Consider the following 19081-nt stretch of genomic DNA (forward strand, 5'->3'; position numbering starts at 1 on the left):
TAATGAGAGATTTTGATATGCACCGACATGAACACCGCCGCCGTGGATTCTGTGGCCACCGCATGGGTAAGCCGATTTTGCTCTGCGTGGCATTGTTTGTCGCACTCGGCCTGATCGTGATGACGCTGTGGAATGCGGTGCTGCCTGGCCTGCTGGGCGTGAAAGAGATTGGCTTCTGGCAGTCTTTAGGCCTGCTGGCGCTGTGCCGCATTCTTTTCGGTGGCCTGGGCTTCCGCCCGGGCATGTTTGGCAAAGCCCGTCGCCGCATGCACGAACGCTGGATGCAAATGACGCCGGAGCAGCGCGAAGAGTTTATGCAGCATCGCCGCGAGAAATTTGGCTTTGGTCACCGCGACCGCTGCGGCTGGCATTCCCGCTGGGATGAGAAAACGGATCCACGTCCTCAGCCTCAGCCGCCGGTGCAGCCAGTCCAGCCAGATGAAAACAGCGCTAAAAAACCGGACGCTGAGTGACGACGATGAAAGCCGGAATAGTGGGGGAATCTCTGCTGATGGCAGCGCTGGCCGGCTGCCGCACCCGACTGAAAGCGTTTATTCGCGGGAGAACCGCCGGGCGTGAAGACGCCGACGATATTCTGCAGGAAGTCAGCTATCAGCTTATGAAGGTTGAACAGCCGGTGGAGAACGTCGCCGCCTGGCTGTTCCGCGCCGCCCGAAATGAAATGACTGACCGGGCAAGGAAAAAACGCGAGCTGCCTTTGGCGAGCTGGTTTGGCGGAGATGAAGAGGACGATTACCCGGAAGATGAGCTGGCCGAAACGCTGTTCGGGATCCCGCAAACGCCGGAGGACGAGTACCTGAAGCAGCTGCTGTGGGAAGAGCTGGAGACGGCCCTGTCGGAGCTGCCTGCGCCGCAGCGTGAGGTGTTCATCAAAACCGAGCTGCACGACTATAGCGTGAAGGAACTGGCGGCAGAGAGCGGCGACACCGTGCAGGCGCTGCTCTCCCGCAAACACAAAGCCGTTCTGTATCTGCGCACCCGGCTGCGCAATGTGTATGACGACCTGGCTGGTCAGTAAGACAGCCCCCGGATCTGCCCAGGGAAGGGCGATCCGGTTTTTTTCATCTAGTGTAAGCGGGTCGGGCTATAGTTAACGTTCGGTATCGCACCTTCGATAAGGAGGCCAGCTTCCTGAAGGGCGAGCACCACGTTCATTTGCTGATTGTGGTTGGCTGGTGGCAAGATGAAGTCGACAAGGCTCAATGCCCACAGCTGACGAGGAGTATAGTCAGCTCCGGGATTGGCGAGCAAAATCTGCGCAGCCCGGATGGCATAATCCTTATTAGGTCCGTTCAATGCGCGAGAAGAAAGATATTCTCCGCAGGGTATGTCTTGAACCCAACCAAACTGACATAAAGCCAGAAATGCCGATTTAGGGCAGCCTTTTTCTTTACCTTTCACAGCATGAGACCATGCTTCAGTTGGCGGGTAATGCTGTTTAATAAGCTCAATAGCATTGAGCGTAATAACACCATAAACATTTTGATTAATTCTCATCTATTTTCTCCCGAATCGTAACTTATTCCCCCCAACGCTCCTTGATGTAATTCACCGCCTGCTGGGTTTGGGGCTGGTTAAGATAATTTTCCCGGAACAAAATGGTGCCGTTAATTTGCGGCACGGCGTCGTTCAAATCGAGCTGCTTTTTCAGCTCCGGCACGCCGCCGCTCACCGTCCAGTCAGGCTCATTCTTCGATGGCTCCCCGACTTTATACAGCGCAATCCCAATATAAAGACGCGTGTGAGTGGGCTTCACTACGTTAGCCCACCAGTTTGCCAGCACGTCGTAGCGGGCGGCACTGCGGGAGAAAGGCCAGTAGATCTGCGGGGCAATATAGTCCAGCAGGCCTTTTTGCACCCAGAGACGCGTGTCGGCATAGGACTCGTCATAGGCTGCTGCGCCGCGCGTTTCAGACCCGGCCGGATCGTGGGAGATATTGCGCCAGACGCCCGCCGGACTTACGCCAAACTCAACGCCGGGCTTAAGCTGTTTGATGGTGCGTGAGACTTGCTCGATAAGTTGCTCAGTATTGTGCCGCCGCCAGTCGGCTTTGGACGCGTAGCCCTGGCCGTAGGTTCTGTAAGTCTGGCTGTCGTTGAGCGTAGATCCCGGTGATTCGGTATAGAAGTAATCATCAAACTGCACGCCGTCGATGGCGTAGTTTGAAACAACTTCGGCGACGATGCTGGTTATCCAGTCGCGCACTTCCGGGATGCCGGGATCAAGCACGAAGCGGTCGCCGGACGTTTTTATCCAGTCGCGATGTAACACATAAACGCTGGCGGGCTGCAGAGAAAGCGTGCGGTTCAGGGCGGCAACTGTGCCTGGCGTGATGTTGGTAGAAACCCGGTAGGGGTTAAACCAGGCGTGTACCTTCATGCCGCGTTTATGCGCCTCATCGAGCATAAACTGCAGCGGATCGTAGCCAGGATCTTCGCCAATTTTTCCCGTCAGCATATCTGACCACGGCAAAATCTTCGAAGGCCACAGGGCGGTGGCGTCGGGTTTCACCTGGAAAAACACCGTATTGATGCCCAATGACTTCAGCTTATCCAGCTTGTCTTTTAACGCCTGCTGCTGCTGGCTGATGCGCAAGGCGGCGCTGCTGCCGTTAACGGATGAAACCGGTGGCCAGTCCAGACGGGAAACCGTTGCCAGCCAGACGCCACGCATCGGCTCATGATGTTGTGAAGGGGTCGTCACATTCGGCTTAGTGCCCGGCAAGGGCGTGACGAGAGAAACCGGCGGTTTAGAGGCGCAGCTCGCCAGAAGCAGCGCGGCGGCAAGTATCGCGCCAGGTTTTTTTCCCCTGGCGGCAGAGAAGAAGCGGCTTGAAGTGGCGATGATGTGCTCCAGATTTTGCCAGTCGGTGAACAACAAGCATTTTCATACTATTCGACATCAAGTCAATCTCTAACGCCGTGAAGTAAAGCCGATGCGGACTAACCTTGCTTGCGATCAAAATCCTTATTTATCATCACAATAAATGAAACACATTTCGTGTTTTATCATATTACGCTTGTGCATCATGCCTTTACTGACAGCCTAATCACCCGGTTGCTACTATTCCTGTAGAAATTGTTCATTTTTTATCTGCGTGCCAGCACGCCGTTATTTTATGCTGTGAGAGCAACAAGGTGACCCGTCATGAAGCCTAAAACGCTGTACGATAAAATTATCGATAGCCACGTCATCCGCCCTCTGGACGATCAGGGCAATGTCCTGCTGTATATCGACCGTTCCATCCTCAACGAATACACCAGCCCGCAGGCATTTAGCGGCCTGCGTGACGCCAACCGCAAGGTCTGGCAGCCAAACAGTATCCTGCTCAACGTGGACCACGTTAACCCGACCCGGCCAGAGCGTACGCCAGAAATGACCGATCCGGGCGGCGAGCTGCAGGTTCGCTACTTTGAGTCCAACAGCCGTGATTTTGGCCTTGAGCTGTTCGACGTAATGGATCCACGCCAGGGTATTGAACACGTCGTCGCCCATGAACAGGGGATCGTGCTGCCGGGCATGGTGATTGCCGCAGGGGATAGCCATACCACCACTTACGGCGCGTTTGGCGCGTTTGGATTCGGCATCGGTACCTCTGAAATTGAGCATATGCTGGCGACGCAGACGTTAGCTTATAAAAAGCTAAAAACGCTGCGCGTGACGGTCAACGGTGAGCTGCCGTTTGCCGCGACGGCAAAAGATATTGTCATGCTGCTGATCGCTGAAATTGGTGCCGACGGCGCGACCGGTTTTGCTATCGAGTTCTGCGGCAGCGCCATTGATGCGCTTAGCGTGGAAGGGCGGATGACCATCTGTAATATGGCGGTCGAAGCCGGAGCACGGGGTGCTTTTATGGCACCTGATGAAAAAGTTTATGCCTACATCAAACCGGCACCGCGTGTACCCAAAGGCGAGATGTGGGAACAGGCGCTGAAATACTGGCGAACGCTCTACAGCGATGCTGACGCGGTGTTTGATAAAGAAGTTGTGCTCGACTGCGCCAACTTAACGCCTCGTGTGACGTGGGGTACCAGCCCGGACCAGGGCGGGGGCATCACTGAATATGTGCCCGATCCTGCCAGTGAGTCTAATGCGGCCAAACGTCGTGATATTGAAAATGCGCTGAGATACATGGGACTCACGCCGGGCACGCCGCTGAGCCAGATTCCAATTACCCATGCGTTTATTGGCTCCTGCACCAACGGGCGAATTGAAGATCTCAGGGCGGTTGCCGAGGTGCTGCGAGACAGAAAAATTGCGCCGGGCGTGAGGGGAATTATTGTGCCGGGCTCAACGCAGGTTCGCGCCCGTGCCGAGCAAGAAGGTTTAGCTCAGATCTTTATCGACGCCGGGTTTGAATGGCGGCAGTCAGGCTGCTCCATGTGCCTGGCGATGAACGAAGATGTGCTGCAGCCGGGTGACCGCTGCGCCTCCAGTACCAACCGTAATTTCGCTGGCCGCCAGGGGGCCGGGGCCAGAACGCATTTAATGAGTCCAGCCATGGTCGCGGCGGCGGCAGTGGCTGGTCATCTCACCGATGTCCGTCCGTATTTACAGCAGGGGGAGGCGTAAATGGAACCCTTTAACCACGTCACCGGCGTGGCTGCGCCGATGATGGCAGCCAACATTGATACCGATGTGATTATGCCGAAGCAGTTTTTGAAAGGTATCGATCGTAACAATCTGGACCGAGGCGTTTTCTTCGACCAGCGTTTTCTGACCGACGGCTCACCGAATCCTGAGTTTATCCTCAACAAGCCCGCATGGCGGGACGCGCAGTTTCTTATCGTCGGCCCTAACTTTGGCTGCGGCTCCAGCCGTGAACATGCGGTTTGGGGGTTACGTCAACTTGGCATACGGGCGCTGATCGGTACCAGCTTCGCCGGGATATTCAACGACAACTGCCAGCGTAACGGCGTGCTGACCCTGACGCTGCCAGCGGAGGATATCGAGCGGCTGGCGCAGGCGGCAAACAATCCTGAAGCTAACCGCATTACTGTCGATCTCGCCAGGCAGCAGATTGGCGTGGAGGGCAAAGATATTGCCTTTACGGTCGATGAGCTGAAAAAGCATATGCTGCTGGAGGGTCACGATGCCATCAGCTACACGCTGCAGTTTCAGCAGGAGATTCGCGAGTTTGAACAGCGCCATTTTGCTGCGCATCCGTGGCTACTGACTCAGGATTAATTTTCAATGATGAAAGAGAACGCTGAATTTATTTGCGACAGGGGCGAATCGCCCTTTATCCCGGGTTTCCAGCTCATGGACGTGGCGCTGGAAAACGGGATTACCCTGCGCGCCGCCGTGGGAGGACAGGGTGAACCGTTAGTTTTACTGCATGGCCACCCGCAAAACCACGTGACCTGGCGTAAAATCGCGCCGGTTCTGGCACAGCATTTCACCGTCATCATGCCGGACATCCGCGGCTATGGCGACAGCGCGAAGCCCGCCAGCGATGAAGTTCACCGCCGCTATTCCAAACGAGAGATGGCGAAAGATATTGTCCTGCTGGTGGCGCGGCTCGGTTTCCAGGACGGTTTTGCTTTTATGGGGCACGATCGCGGGGCGCGTGTCGGGCATCGCCTGGCACTGGATTACCCGGCGCAGGTTAAGCGCAGCATTTTTATTGATATCGCCCCGACGGCAACCATGTATGCGCTGACGGACAAAACTTTTGCTACCCGCTATTTCTGGTGGTTTTTCCTGATCCAGCCTTCGCCTGTGCCGGAAAAAATGATCGCCGCAGATCCGGCGTTTTTCCTGCGTAAACATATTGATGGCCAGCTTAAAACCCCAGGCGCGACGGAACCTGCAGCGTTTGCCGAGTACCTGCGCTGTTACCAGAATCCCGATACGCTGCGGGCCATCTGCGAAGATTACCGCGCCTCGGCCACTATCGACCTTGAGGATGATGAAGCCGACAAGCATCTGCGTATTACCAGCCCTTTGCTGGTGTTATGGGGGGAGAAAGGCACCGTGGGCCAGCTGTATGATGTCCCCGCGACCTGGCAGGAAAAAGCGCTGGACGTTCGTGGGCGAGCCATGCCCTGCGGGCACAGTCCGCAAGAGGAGTGTCCTGATGTGCTGTTGAGCGCTATTATGCCTTTCTTAACCTGACGCAGAAAATGGCATACCGATGAGCCCCAACGAAACCCCACGCGCCGCCTGGCCGCTTGTTGAAGATTTGAATGTTTTTGTCACCGTGGTGCGCAAAGAAAGCTTTGCCAACGCGGCGGCGGAGCTGGGGCTGTCTCCGTCTTATGTCAGCAAACGCATCGCGCTGCTGGAAAAAAGCCTGGGGATGCGGCTGTTCCACCGCAGTGCCCGCGCGATTCATTTAACGGCCGACGGCCATAAGGCGCTGAGCGGTGCGCTTTCGGTGCTGGAGAGCATGGGCGATTTTGTCTCAGGGCTTGCCGCCTGGCGGGACACGCTGGAAGGCAATATTCAGATGAGCTGCTCGTTTGGTTTTGGCTCAACGTATATGCCGGATGCACTTTCGGCGCTGGCGGAGCGCTATCCGGCGCTAAATATCAAGCTAACGCTGACGGACAGAGTCGTTGATTTGCCAGAAGAGGGCGTCGATATAGAAATTCGCGTGGGTGACGATATCAAAGACCTGTATATCACCCGGCAGCTCTCCACCAACAACCGCATACTCTGCGCCGCCCCGGATTACCTGGTAAAACACGGGATGCCAGAAAACATAGCCGATCTTAAAGCCCATAAATGCCTTGTCATTCAGGAGCGTAGCGCGCAGTTCGGTGTGTGGCCGTTAACCAACGGCGAGGAGAGCGTACAGGTTCACGTCAGCAGCCAGCTTTCCTCCAACAACGGCAGCGTGGCATTAAGCTGGGCGCTGAAGGGGCACGGCATTATTTTGCGTTCCCAATGGGAAGTGCAGCGCTATATTGCCCGCGGTGAGCTGGTGCAGATTTTGCCCGACTGGCACCAGCCCGCCAATATTTGGGCGGTTTATTCCAACCGCACCAGCGGCTCGGCGAAGTTAAAGGTCTGCATTGATTTTCTGATGGATTATTTTCAGCGTTTCCCGCCGGTGGCAGGACATTAAAATAGTGAACCATGGAAAAGCCGTGGCCTTCCCATGGAAAATCAACCTCAGTGATTACGCGATCTCAATGCCGGAATACTGCGCGCAAGCGGCAAATAAACGCTGTTGAAGAACGGAATCGGAGGCGTCTTTAACCGCGTTGCTTGCCTTTTGATGATAAAAATACCCGCCGGTTGGCGCTTTATCGAGCGAAGGATCTGCGGCCAGCCACACCTGAGTGTCTGGGCCGAGTTCCAGCGCATCCGTCGCCTCCACGCCCCCCATCCTGGTGGGGACCCAGCCGGGGTCCACGCAGTTAGAGCGCACCTCAGGCCAAAGGCGGGCAATAGCAAATGTCAGTAGCGTAATGTGTAGCTTCGAATCGGAATAAGCCTGCGGCCCGTCCCAGCGCCGATTTTCCCACGCCAGATCCTGCAGCGTGGCGTCTCCTTCGGCGTGCAACGACGAACTCAAATAGACCAGGCGTTTGGGGCGTTGAATCAGCGTCGTCAGGATATACGGGGCCAGGGTATTCACGGCAAACACCTGCGGTAAACCATCGACGGTCATCAGGCGTTCTTTCTCCTGATAGCCGACGGCGGCATTATGAATAATCGCGTCAAAGTGGCCCGAAGCATTGACCGCTTCCGCCAGGGCTTTAGTCTCGGCAATGCTCGACAAATCAGCCGCAAAAGCTGCCTCTGCACCGGGTGTCTTTTTGAGAGCCTCGGCCACGCGCGTTTTATTTCGCGCATGCAACACCACCTGATGCCCCTGGGCGACTAAACGCTGAGCGGCCATTTTCCCCAGACCACCGGCCGAGCCAGTAATAAAAATCCTTGCCATTGCAAACCTCCAGGAATGAAAGATGAATGCGTACTGAGGGTATAGATTTCTGTAAAATAAAACATATTCACTCAGGCGTGTGTCCGATTATGCTTTATGGATAAACGTAGCCCTCCGTTGCTCACCGGTAAGGATGCAGAAATAATGAAAAGAAGCGGGATCGCGGCTCGGGTTTCTGCCGGCTTCAAACAAGGGGCAATCCTGACAGGGATCTTTATGCTGGTGGGCTGTGCCCGCTCCGATGCACTGTGGGGCGTGGTCGATAAGGTTTGCATGACTAACTATCAGCATACGAGCAACCCGGCGCCGTGCCAGCAGATCTATATGCCTGAAGGGCAGGCCCAGGGTTTTAGCGTTATCCAGAACCCGCGCTACCTCTACCATTTTATTCTTGTCCCCACAGCAAAGATGACCGGCATCGAAAGCCCGGCGCTGGCAGCAGCGGGGCGCACGGACTATTTCGGCTATGCCTGGCTTATGCGTCGTCTTTTAGACTGGCAGTATGGCGGCCCAATTCCCGACGATAAACTTGGCCTGGCGCTTAACTCGGCTTATGGCCGCAGCCAAAACCAGCTTCATATTCATCTGACCTGTCTGCGGGAAGACGTCAGGCGTCAGATGCTGGCAGAACGTCCCTTTATCACGGAAGAATGGCGCCCCTTGCCCGATAAACTCCTGCGTTACACCTGGTATGCGAGACGGGTGATGCAGCCGACGGTGATGGGAATTGACCCTGTTCACAGCGTCGCCAGCTATTTTCATTTATCGCCGGAACAGCTGGCAGAGTGGGGCGTGGCCGTCATTCCAACCGCTTATGGCGATCAAAAAGGGTTCATTTTGCTCACCACGAAGCGAGGTTGGGATCGCAATAATCGGGCCTCGGTGGAGGCGCTATTGGATAAAGAGTGTGCGATCTTGTCACCCGAAGCGCCCCTTTAAAGAAAACCACATACGAATTTGACGAAATTAGCGGCATCATACTTTTACACATAGGTTATGTCTCAGGGCTGATGCTGTTTTTTAAACGCTGACGTGAACCGACTCAGAACCACAGCGAGTATGTGTTTTATTGAGATTTTTTCTGTCCCAACATTACATTCGTTTTCTTCTTCAGCATATTATCTTCATTGAGATGAATATTATTAGTGAATAAGTGTGTATGCCAGGATTCTCACCGTATATTCAAAGTCATATGATTTAAATAAGAAGGCGCATTATTAAATCGCCGAGATCAGTGATACATAATATACCATGCCTTATCAAAGGTAATTAATTTTACACTTGGTTTTCAGTGAAATTTAAGCATGGCTTAAATTGGATTCTCAATGTTATTATTTGAATTTATTATAAAAATAAATATCCCTCATTAATATTTTTACTGTGCTATACGTTTATAGTCCTTGTGGTGATTAAAAAACAAACGCCAAAAGGAAGGTTAAAAAGTTAAATGCTTTTAGTAATCATTGAAATAACTCTATGAGGTTATGAAAGATATGAATACTTTAATTTCTTCGACTACACACAGTCTTCCTATTGGCAGCGTGATCGCTTACGGCGGTGATTTATCGACCAGCGCAAAGATCGATGCTTTAAATCAACTAGGCTGGTACCTCTGCGACGGTAAATCTTTAGATACCACTCAGTTCGCCGATTTATTCTCGGCGATTGGCACGAGCAATGGGGGAGGTGGCAATAATTTTAATTTGCCCGATCTGCGCAATCGTTTCCTGAGGGGCACCTCTGACAGCACGCAAGGAGTAGATCCCGATGCGGCTAACCGGGTAGCAGCGGCTACCGGCGGGGCAACTGGCAACAATACCGGTTCATTAGAAAAAACCGCGACAGCACTGCCTGCTAATCAATGGGTACTGCAACATGCCGGGCTGCACACGCATACCTGCCAGCATCTTACTTCAGATATGCATATGGCCTGGGATGGTTCAACCTATTCCATGGCCAGATGGAGTGGCAATGCGACATTACAAAACGCCGGAGCGCACAGCCATACGGTTTCAGGTTTTGACAACGCGACACAGCCAATCAATATTGCCCTGTATTACATTATTAAAGTCAGCGAATCCTCGTCCACCTCCGGCATCATTCCAGCGGGCGCAGTTGTCGGTTTCGCTGGCACTTTAAATACGCTGCCGACCGGCTGGTTGAAATGCAACGGTGCAGCGTACAGTATCAATACCTACGGCAACCTGATGAGCACCATTTTCTATAACTATGGCGGGGACGGCGTTGCGGTATTCAATGTGCCCGATTTCAGAGGCTATTTCTTACGAGGCACCAGTCACGTCACCGGCAGAGATCCCGATGCAGTAAACAGACACGCATTAAATACCGGCGGTAATACCGGTGACGCCATTGGTTCTGCACAATATTATGCAACAGGCGCATCCATAAAAGGCATAGTCATCGATAACGCGGGTGCCCATGCACACAACATCACCTTGATTCCAAACCAGTACCACAATGCCGCCTATGGGGCATCAGGCCCTTTGGCTTACAATTGTATGGAATGGACAGATGCTTATACAACCTCTTCCCAAAGTGGCGATCATAACCATTCGCTTATCGGCGGGGACAAAGAGACACGGCCAGAGAATATCTACGCCAACTTCCTCATTGCCAATGACAATATTGAGTTGGCCGCGCCTCCAGTGGGATCGATTATGAGCTTTGGCGGTGATATTACCGATCCTGGGGTAACCGCCCAGCTCATGGCCGACGGCTGGCTACCCTGTGATGGCAGCGCCCTGCGCATTGCTTCTTTCCAGGCGCTTTACAGCGTTATCGGAAGCCAGTTTGGTGAAGCTCCACTGAAATTCAAGGTACCCGATTTGCGGGGCTATTTTGTGATTGGGGCAGGAAGCATCGCGGTGGGAACGACCACCAACGTGTCTCTAACAGGGGCTCCGGTCACGCCGTTCATCACCTCAACCGACGGCGACCATAATCATACGATGTATAACGTCCCGACCGATACGCATACCATCGATGTCGTGATGGGGGTAGAGTTGGCGCAGAATAATACCACTGCATCCCCAACCTCTACTGACGGTATCCACACTCACACCATCAGCGGGGGGGATAAAGAATCCCGACCGACCAACGTGAACGTCGATTACATCATTCGGTTCCAGTGAACAACTGGCGTTTTTGGGGCGAGGATAACTTTGGCATATTCCCGTCGCGTAATAATGGTCAACTGGTTTCTGACAGTTGATGGCTGGCATGCGAAGTCATCATTCTTCTGAACTAGCATTCCCAGAACCACCTGGACATACGGGTGGTTCTGCCCAACGCCCACAAGAAGTCGTATTAGCATGGTGATGCAGTAAAGGAGGGTAAATGCTCTTTCGGCATCCCTTAGACAATGTAACCTCTATCGGGTAAACAGGTGGGTGCCAACGGACAAGCATCCGGTAAGTGCAAAAATAGATGAATATACCATCAGGATAATTAACGATTTCATAGTCTCTCTGGCACTTAAAAAAGGGATACGCAGCCGCTTAGCGCAGCTATAGAACATAATACAAATACCCAACACATCAATTTTCGATACATCAGCACGTTTCCCACCTCATATGAATTTTTCTTAGCATGTCAGAGACACATCAAGAAACAGTCAATGAATAATGGAGCAATAGTCAAGGCACCATGCACAATGGGAGAGAATCACATGCCATCCTGGCCAGGCAATATAACGCCGTTCTTAGTTGGAAAGCCTGACAAGAAGCTTATGTCCAGTAAATAAAGGTAAGCATAAACAATGCAATAATCAGTAAAACACTTAAATATACCCATGGGTATAAACTGTTATTAGATTGCATATTGTTATTTACATTAATTATATTCACGGGTTTTTTCGGTGCTTTCTCTGCCGGTACCTCGTTCCTCTTCAGTGGAGACTCAAGCATTTTTCCTTCAATACCCGCGATTGGTTTTCCTTTTTTTTCAATACTAATGTCAACGGTTTCAGGCACACACCACCCACGCCGTGTCAGAGTTTCAATAATATTTTTATCACCTCCCACACAGGTCAATGCCTTTCTTATAATCGAAATATTCTGATAGATCGTATTATTGGAAACAATTGTTTTGTTCTTTCCCCAAACTAACGTGTGAAACTGTTTAATGGTGATAACCTGGCCATGTTGTGACAGCAATAGGTGTAGGCAACGTGCTGTTGATGCCGGCAGAGTAACAAAATTTTTTGGGGCGCTTAACGATGAAAGCGTGTGGTTGCCAGGATCAAATTTTACCTGATGATTGACTAAAATAACTTCAGACATTCCATCTCCTCTAGAAAATTCAATCTCTTTAAGTTTTACTTTTTTTAAGACCTCGTTATCAACATGTAACCAAGAGGCAATCTTGTAGTTAATAACTCATGATTATCATTACGTTATATATTAACTGATATCATTATAAACACACATAACCTTAACAAAATTTAATAAATATAAAGTCTGCCACGCTAAGATAGAAAATTCCACCGCTCTCTCGTAAGATAATTCTCAGGCAAAAAAATCATGAAGAGAAAACGAATGAAGATACAAGTTAAAGTAAGTGGATTAACTTAGGTGTTCCCATAATCATTCCGCCTACATGTAATAAAAACACCAATCATCGGCATTCAAGTTACATGTAAAATTAATTTACAGATTAATAAGAGCATTACAATGCATAGAGTTTGTGTAATATCAGATGATTTTTACTATCTCGTGGGGCTAGAGGAAATCACATTCAATGGCGTTGACACAGTTTTCTTTACAGATATTAAAACATGCTTGAGAGAAATTCTGGGCAGAGCGTACACGCTTTACATAATATCCATTCGATCTTTAGCTATGAGCAGAGAACTTGTATGTTGGATGTCAGAAAAAAAACCAGCTATAACGCTCGTATATGATATTCCAGTGGAAAAGCTTTATTCTCACTCTCGTTGTCTGTCCAAACGAGATAGCATAGAAAGCATTAATCGTTTTTTGTCTGATAGCGCGCAGGGGAGGAAAAAAGAAAAGAACAACATCACACTGAGGCAAATGATAATTGTCAAGCGGTTAACATCCGGGGATACAGAAAAATCAATTGCACGAGAAGAAAATCGATCCATAAAAACCGTGTCTGCCATAAAGAATCGTATTTTGGTAAAAATAGGTCTAAAGTCGATGAATGATTTATCGCTATTGATTGTTGATATAATTATTTGCTCTACAGGCTTTAAAAAAAATCATGTGATCAAAACAATCCAACAAAATGAGAATTTTACCAGCGATTTTGATATGGAGCCTTCGATTTACATCGCGAAATTGCCGGAGAGCTACAAACAGTAACATTCATAGGTCATAGGGTGCTCCCGTTATATACAGTCGGGATGGCTGCACCAGAGAGAGTACTGCGATTAGAAAAAATAGGACAGAAGTTATTGTGGCTGCAAAGGCTTTGGCATTCATGTTTTTAACGGTAACGCCGGGAAGTGACAAAACTTGTTTTGGTGCTGGTCGGGGTTGGCCAAGCCGCGCAGTAATTGATATAGATTTGGGACTAATCCGGCGAGACAGCTTCACCAGAGCCGTTCTGATGGACCGTGACCTGATGGCTGGGTTTTCCTGTACCATAATGCTGGATTCTCTCTAACGTCTTAATGGTGCGCATAATGTATATTATGTTAAATTAAATTCATTGCTCATTTAGTTCATAACCGGCCACAGACCACGATTAATCATACACTTACCTATCCCCCATCTTCTACTTACCGGACGTTATGCTTCCCGCTTCTGATCTGTCGTCAGTACTTTCGACCCAAAGCCACCTGTAGTGCCTCTTTATCCAGCATGGCTTCGGCGAGTAGCTTCTTGAGGCGGACGTTCTCTTTAATGAACAAATCTAATAAACCCTAGCTGATTATCCCATCTAATCGAATAAATCAGTTTGCGTTATGCTTTTCCAACACAACAGCTGAAGGATTACGTCATGCAAACGGTAAAACTGAACAACGGGATTGAAATGCCCCTGGTTGGCTTTGGTGTGTTTCAGATGTCTGATGCCGCTGAATGCGAAAGAGCCGTTATTGATGCTATCGATACGGGATACCGCCTGATCGATACCGCCGCGTCATTAAAGAGGTATTCATTCAATGCAAAAACGTTATCTGGGTCAATCCCGACTCGAAGTCTCCGCACTTGGGCTTGGTTGCATGGGCTTAAGCCACGGCTACGGCCCGGCGACCGATACCCGACAGGCTATCGAGCTCATTCGCGCTGCGGTTGAACGTGGCGTCACCTTCTTCGATACCGCTGAAGTGTATGGCCCTTTCCTTAATGAAGAGGTTGTCGGTGAAGCCTTAAAACCGTTTCGTGACCGCGTGGTTATCGCCACCAAGTTTGGTTTTAGTTTTGGCGAAGACAACAAGCAACAGATTTTAAACAGCCGACCGGAGCATATCCGTGAAGCTGTGGAAGGATCGTTACGCCGTCTCAAGACTGATGTTATTGATCTGCTATATCAGCATCGTGTCGATCCGGATGTCCCAATTGAAGATGTTGCAGGTACCGTAAAAGACCTGATCGCTGAAGGCAAAGTTAAACATTTCGGCCTGTCCGAAGCCGGTGCGCAAACCATTCGTCGTGCACATGCCGTACAACCTGTCACTGCCCTGCAAAGCGAATACTCAATGTGGTGGCGCGAGCCTGAGCAGGAGATCCTGCCATTACTGGAAGAACTGGGCATTGGTTTCGTTCCCTTCAGCCCATTAGGCAAAGGCTTCCTGACGGGATCAATTAAGCCAGGAATCACTTTTGCTAAGGATGATTACCGCAGCACCGTGCCGCGTTTCGCCGGGCAGGCGATTGAAGCCAATGAAAAGCTGGTCTTATTGCTGGGTGAGCTGGCGGCAGAGAAAGGCGTGACGTCCGCGCAAATCGCGCTGGCATGGCTGCTGGCACAAAAGTCGTGGATTGTTCCTATCCCTGGTACCACCAAACTGCACCGACTGGAGGAAAACCTGGGGGCTGCCGACATCATTCTTTCGCAGGATGACTTACGTCAGATAACGCAGGCGCTTGAAACCATTACAATCGTCGGCGAACGATACTCCCCTGAACATCAGGCTCGAGTGGGCCGTTAATACCCGGACGGGGCCGCTGGAATTGGCGGACCCGTTATTCCTGGTAGCGAAGTGCATCAATCATCAGCGCAAAAGCGGGCGGATGCTGCTTACGGCTCGGGTAGTAGAGGTAATATCCGGGGAAAGATGGACACCAGTCCTGCAGAACCTGAATAAGCTCTCCTGCCTTTATATACTCCTGCACTCTGTCTTCAGGTATACAGGCGATACCAAAACCGGATAACGCGGCATCAATTCGTTCCGCCTGCAGATTAAAGGTTACCTGCCCTTCTACTCTGACCCGTAACGGTTTCCCTTCCTTCTCAAACTCCCAGTGGTAAAGCCCACCGGCTGTCGGCAGGCGCATATTGATGCACCGATGATTTTGTAGCTCGTGCGGCGTTTCAGGTGCAGGATTTTCAGCGAAATAAGACGGCGCCCCTACCACAGCCATTCTCATATCCGGCCCAATTCTTACCGCAATCATGTCCTTATCCACGCTTTCGCCCAGGCGTATCCCGGCATCAAAACGCCCCTCAACAATATTGACAAAGCCGTTATCAACCACCAGTTCGAGATTAATTTCTGGATATTCCCTGAGGAAGGGTTTTAGCTTCGGCCATACCACACTTCGCGCGGCATGCTCCCCGGCAGATAAACGGAGACACAATTATTTTAGCCCTGTTAGTGACATTAATGATAATTGATATTCTACCTGGGTCGCCGTAAATATAGTCGTCCGGGTGATAATGTCGTGTTTGGGTATGACCCGGGGGCTACATTAAATAACGAAGATCTGTGTGGGTGCCCAGGCGTATTATCTGGATTACTTCCTGACCTTTTCACCGATTGCAACAGTTAAAAATCCTACTTATAGTGCAAAATATCGCTGCTGAGTTATTTGGAGTACAGCATGCATACTCTTGGATTTGTGGTTATGGAAGGATTCCAGTCGATGGCGCTGGCTGCCCTGCCGGTTTTTGAAACTGCTAATAAAGTCAACAAAGCACCCTTTTATGACACGAGTGTGCTATCCCTGCATGGTGGCCCTGTGACATCATCCGGTGGACTAGCGGTAATGTCTTCTCCGTTTGATGATCGCCATTTCGACACCATCATTGTGTCGGGAGGCGAATCTATTATCGACGGCTCTCCGCCAGGAGTGCTCAATTTTATTCGCGCCAGTGCGACGGTTTCCCGGAGAGTCGCGTCCATTTGCTCCGGGGCTTTTGTGCTGGCACAGGCTGGCCTGTTAGAAAACAGGCGCGCAACTACACACTGGGCCTATGCCAGAGGGCTACAGGCACGGTTTCCGCAAATTGATGTGGATGAGGATCGTATCTATACCATGGACGGCAATATCTGGACGTCAGCTGGAATGACGGCGGGTATAGATCTCGGTTTGGCAATGGTTGAGCGTGATTTGGGAGCCGAGATTGTGCACCGTGTTGCTCAGGCGTTGGTGGTTTACCATCGCCGGGCTGGCGGCCAGTCTCAGCACTCAACGCTACTGGAGCTGGAATCCAAATCTGACCGTATTCAGACCGTGCTTACCTACGTGCGTCAAAATCTCGCCGCCCGGCTGAACGTGGAAGAACTGGCGGAAGTGGCCCATCTCAGTCCACGCCAGTTCAGCCGCGCGTTTAAAGCCGAAACCGGTCAGTCGCCCGCACAAGCAGTGGAAAACCTGAGGCTCGAAGCGGCTCGTTTTCTGATGGAACAAGGGCGACACACCATTGAGCAAATTGCCGACCAGACAGGGTTTATCGATCGGCGCAGGATGCGCGAAGCTTTTTTGCGTAATTTCGGCCTGCCACCACAAACCATCCGCCGTAACGCCCGCTAGCGACCTGTGCGCTGGCGCCACCTTAATGTCCTAAAAACGTAGTTTTTACGTCATTTCAGCCATTGCCCATTAGCATTATCTTCTCTCCTACATCGCTGATGCAGCCGCCAGCCTGGCTGCACCCTTCCCTGTCAATGCGTAGCTGCGGAGAACTGTATGACTATTCTGAAATCGCAAAAAATAAACCTGCTTCGTAAAGGTATCGCTTCAGCGATCCTCCTGGCATCGTTCGCGGCATCCGGCACGGCGCAGGCGAGTGAACGAGGTAAAGTGCTGGTAATACTGTCGAGCGAGCAAACCGTGGCGCTTCGCGACGGTAAAACCTATCACGCAGGTTATTACCTTGATGAGCTGGAGATCCCGCTGCGTAAAATTATCGAAGCAGGATACACGCCCGTTTTTGCTAACCCGAAAGGCAATCCTGTCACGTTCGATAAGGCTTCCAACGATAAAATTTTCTATGATGGCAGCGATAAAAAACGCGCCGAAGCGGTGAGCTATCTTGAGGGCGTGGACGCTCTCAAGCATCCTCAGACATTTAAAAACATTCTCAAAGGCGGTACTAAGACGTTTGTCGGGGTATTTATCCCCGGAGGCTGGTCACCGATGCAGGACCTGACCACTGATAAAGATCTTGGAAAAATCTTGACCGGTTTCCACCAACAGGGAAAACCGACAGGCGTAATTTGCCACGGGCCGGCGGCGTTGATTTCCACATTGCCCGACGCGGCCGCTTTCACTCAGGCGCTGGCGGCAGGAAAACCCGAGCTTGCAGGCTCCCTCGCTAAAAACTGGCCCTATGCCGGTTACCGCCTGACGGTTTTTTCTCGTTCGGAAGAAAGCGCTGTTGAAGGAGCCCAGGCCCAGTTAGGTGGCAACGTGTCGTACTATGCCGCTGATGGCCTGGCGCAGGCTGGCGCACATGTTGATCGCCTCGGGCTATGGGCCGTTAATGTGGTAGAAGACCGTGAAGTCGTCAGCGGCCAGCAACCCTTTTCTTCTGATGCCTTTGGAAATGCATTTGTAGCAAAACTGAAAAACTCGCTATAAAGCGTTGTATCTCGGATGTTTTAATCATTACAGATTTATACCTGTTATTTTTATAACAGGTCATTATGAAATTATTAGATCTCACTCTCGCTCGGGAAAATATTTTTTAAAATAGTTAACACCTGAATAAAAGAGAATATTAATGAAAATTACATCAATGTCAGTATCACGTCGTAACTTACTATTTATTGGTACGGCGATGGCATTTGGGGGCGTATCATCATCCTTCACTCAGCGAGCCCAGGCGCTCACTCAGGAACACAATACATCGACGATCAAAGCGCTGGTTTTTGATGTCATAGGAACGTGCACCGACCATTGGGGTACAATTGTTCATGAGGGACAAATAATCAATCGAACAAAAGGGATTAATTTGGACTGGGGAGCAATTGCTAACAGTTGGCATGGTCTATATCCTTCAGGATTCGCAGAAATCTACAACGAAAAACGTCCATGGCAAAGTCTGTCTTCACTTCGCCGTGAGGCGCTTGATAATATCATGCGAGGTCATGGCTTTAGTGAACGAGAGTTAGCGAGCATTAATTCTGTTTGGCAACGATTAGAATTATGGCCCGACACCTTATCTGGACTAAATCGTTTGAAGCAGAGATTTACTCTTGCAACATTGTCCAATGCGGATATGGCAGATATGGTAAAACTGGCAAAATTACGTCACTTGCCCTGGGATTTAATTATGACGTCAGAATTAGCGCACACAGTAAAGCCCAGCCCAAAAGTGTATCAACTTGCTCCCCAGTATCTGGGATTAAAGCCTGAGGAAATCTTAATGGTCGCCTGCCATAAACAGGATCTTAACGGTGCTAAAGCACAAGGCATGCGTACAGCATTTATATCCCGGCCATTAGAATCAGGCCCAAATGGAAATGTTGATGCAAAGCCTGAACCTACGCAATTTGATATAAATGCTTCAAGTTTTAATCAACTTGCCGATCTATTAACCTGATAGTATCAATATATATTGTGGAATAATTAAAAGTTAAAGGTCAGGATAGTACCGCAGAAGGATTCAGGTAAGGTATGCCGGTAGTCGCCACGCCAACCATTTCGTTCCCGTTATATTATAAATCACAAATTATTATTCCAATATCAGGGGGCAGCGATTTTACTGTAGTCAAAGGATATAATTTA

Annotated in this window: 17 protein-coding genes and 3 pseudogenes; 14 read left to right on the top strand and 6 right to left on the bottom strand. The window is 50.6% G+C overall.

What is annotated here, in order from left to right; translation table 11 throughout:
• The first annotated feature begins 2 nt into the window (after positions 1 to 2).
• On the top strand, positions 3 to 473 hold the full coding sequence (locus tag F3J28_RS06295) for a hypothetical protein (protein ID WP_166873868.1): 471 nt from the start codon (positions 3 to 5) through the stop codon (positions 471 to 473).
• 5 nt (positions 474 to 478) lie between these two features.
• Complete coding sequence (locus tag F3J28_RS06300) at positions 479 to 1039, top strand: RNA polymerase sigma factor (protein WP_166874480.1); 561 nt, start codon at positions 479 to 481, stop codon at positions 1037 to 1039.
• A gap of 47 nt (positions 1040 to 1086) precedes the next feature.
• Here F3J28_RS06300 and F3J28_RS06305 read toward each other — a convergent pair whose 3' ends face one another.
• Positions 1087 to 1518, bottom strand: coding sequence for a DUF6979 family protein (locus F3J28_RS06305; RefSeq protein WP_166873871.1), 432 nt, complete (start codon positions 1516 to 1518; stop codon positions 1087 to 1089).
• Between the two features lie 22 nt (positions 1519 to 1540).
• Positions 1541 to 2866 (bottom strand): glycoside hydrolase family 10-like protein, encoded by a 1326-nt coding sequence (locus F3J28_RS06310; RefSeq protein ID WP_502706896.1) that lies wholly within the window; start codon positions 2864 to 2866, stop codon positions 1541 to 1543.
• A 303-nt stretch (positions 2867 to 3169) separates the two neighbouring features.
• Here F3J28_RS06310 and leuC point away from each other — a divergent pair, with 303 nt between their 5' ends.
• Genes leuC through F3J28_RS06330 form a run of 4 tightly spaced genes read left to right on the top strand, consistent with a single transcriptional unit; the run spans position 3170 to position 7094 of the window.
• Positions 3170 to 4594, top strand: coding sequence for a 3-isopropylmalate dehydratase large subunit (gene leuC, locus F3J28_RS06315; protein WP_166873873.1), 1425 nt, complete (start codon positions 3170 to 3172; stop codon positions 4592 to 4594).
• Positions 4595 to 5209, top strand: a complete 615-nt coding sequence (leuD, locus tag F3J28_RS06320; protein WP_166873876.1) for a 3-isopropylmalate dehydratase small subunit — start codon at positions 4595 to 4597, stop codon at positions 5207 to 5209.
• A 6-nt stretch (positions 5210 to 5215) separates the two neighbouring features.
• Entirely contained in the window at positions 5216 to 6139 is a 924-nt protein-coding gene (locus F3J28_RS06325) for an alpha/beta fold hydrolase (protein WP_166873879.1), read from the top strand.
• Between the two features lie 19 nt (positions 6140 to 6158).
• The gene (locus F3J28_RS06330; RefSeq protein ID WP_166873882.1) at positions 6159 to 7094 is read left to right on the top strand and encodes a LysR substrate-binding domain-containing protein; all 936 of its coding nucleotides are present in this window, start codon (positions 6159 to 6161) and stop codon (positions 7092 to 7094) included.
• Between the two features lie 54 nt (positions 7095 to 7148).
• On the opposite strand, the gene F3J28_RS06335 is transcribed toward F3J28_RS06330, so the two are convergent.
• The gene (locus F3J28_RS06335; protein ID WP_166873885.1) at positions 7149 to 7919 is read right to left on the bottom strand and encodes an SDR family NAD(P)-dependent oxidoreductase; all 771 of its coding nucleotides are present in this window, start codon (positions 7917 to 7919) and stop codon (positions 7149 to 7151) included.
• A gap of 216 nt (positions 7920 to 8135) precedes the next feature.
• Between F3J28_RS06335 and F3J28_RS06340 the strand changes: the two genes are divergently transcribed.
• A complete protein-coding gene (locus tag F3J28_RS06340; protein ID WP_166874487.1) occupies positions 8136 to 8858 on the top strand; it encodes a CDP-diacylglycerol pyrophosphatase in 723 nt (240 codons plus the stop codon).
• Between the two features lie 554 nt (positions 8859 to 9412).
• A complete protein-coding gene (locus tag F3J28_RS06345) occupies positions 9413 to 11071 on the top strand; it encodes a tail fiber protein (protein WP_166873888.1) in 1659 nt (552 codons plus the stop codon).
• A 594-nt stretch (positions 11072 to 11665) separates the two neighbouring features.
• Here the strand turns inward: F3J28_RS06345 and F3J28_RS06350 are convergent.
• Entirely contained in the window at positions 11666 to 12220 is a 555-nt protein-coding gene (locus F3J28_RS06350; protein WP_166873891.1) for a winged helix-turn-helix domain-containing protein, read from the bottom strand.
• 582 nt (positions 12221 to 12802) lie between these two features.
• Here F3J28_RS06350 and F3J28_RS06355 point away from each other — a divergent pair.
• The gene (locus F3J28_RS06355; RefSeq protein ID WP_166873896.1) at positions 12803 to 13264 is read left to right on the top strand and encodes a LuxR C-terminal-related transcriptional regulator; all 462 of its coding nucleotides are present in this window, start codon (positions 12803 to 12805) and stop codon (positions 13262 to 13264) included.
• Between the two features lie 432 nt (positions 13265 to 13696).
• On the opposite strand, the pseudogene F3J28_RS22605 reads toward F3J28_RS06355, so the two are convergent.
• A pseudogene (locus tag F3J28_RS22605) lies at positions 13697 to 13806 on the bottom strand (IS3 family transposase); the annotation flags it as partial.
• A 98-nt stretch (positions 13807 to 13904) separates the two neighbouring features.
• Between F3J28_RS22605 and F3J28_RS06360 the strand changes: the two are divergent.
• Both F3J28_RS06360 and F3J28_RS06365 read left to right on the top strand, forming a co-directional pair.
• A pseudogene (locus tag F3J28_RS06360) lies at positions 13905 to 14048 on the top strand (aldo/keto reductase); the annotation flags it as partial.
• 19 nt (positions 14049 to 14067) lie between these two features.
• Positions 14068 to 15057 (top strand): aldo/keto reductase, encoded by a 990-nt coding sequence (locus tag F3J28_RS06365; RefSeq protein ID WP_166873899.1) that lies wholly within the window; start codon positions 14068 to 14070, stop codon positions 15055 to 15057.
• 34 nt (positions 15058 to 15091) lie between these two features.
• Here the strand turns inward: F3J28_RS06365 and F3J28_RS06370 are convergent.
• Positions 15092 to 15700: pseudogene (locus tag F3J28_RS06370) on the bottom strand (LysR substrate-binding domain-containing protein); the annotation flags it as partial.
• Between the two features lie 249 nt (positions 15701 to 15949).
• On the opposite strand from F3J28_RS06370, the gene F3J28_RS06375 reads away from it, so the two are divergent.
• The 3 genes from F3J28_RS06375 to F3J28_RS06385 all read left to right on the top strand — a co-directional run bounded on the left by F3J28_RS06375 (position 15950) and on the right by F3J28_RS06385 (position 18896).
• On the top strand, positions 15950 to 16882 hold the full coding sequence (locus F3J28_RS06375; RefSeq protein WP_166873902.1) for a GlxA family transcriptional regulator: 933 nt from the start codon (positions 15950 to 15952) through the stop codon (positions 16880 to 16882).
• A gap of 156 nt (positions 16883 to 17038) precedes the next feature.
• The gene (locus F3J28_RS06380; RefSeq protein WP_205247081.1) at positions 17039 to 17932 is read left to right on the top strand and encodes a type 1 glutamine amidotransferase domain-containing protein; all 894 of its coding nucleotides are present in this window, start codon (positions 17039 to 17041) and stop codon (positions 17930 to 17932) included.
• A 142-nt stretch (positions 17933 to 18074) separates the two neighbouring features.
• Complete coding sequence (locus F3J28_RS06385; protein ID WP_205247082.1) at positions 18075 to 18896, top strand: haloacid dehalogenase type II; 822 nt, start codon at positions 18075 to 18077, stop codon at positions 18894 to 18896.
• Positions 18897 to 19081 lie beyond the last annotated feature (185 nt).

This window comes from Enterobacter sp. Ap-1006, from assembly GCF_011752835.1.
Lineage (GTDB): Bacteria > Pseudomonadota > Gammaproteobacteria > Enterobacterales > Enterobacteriaceae > Cedecea.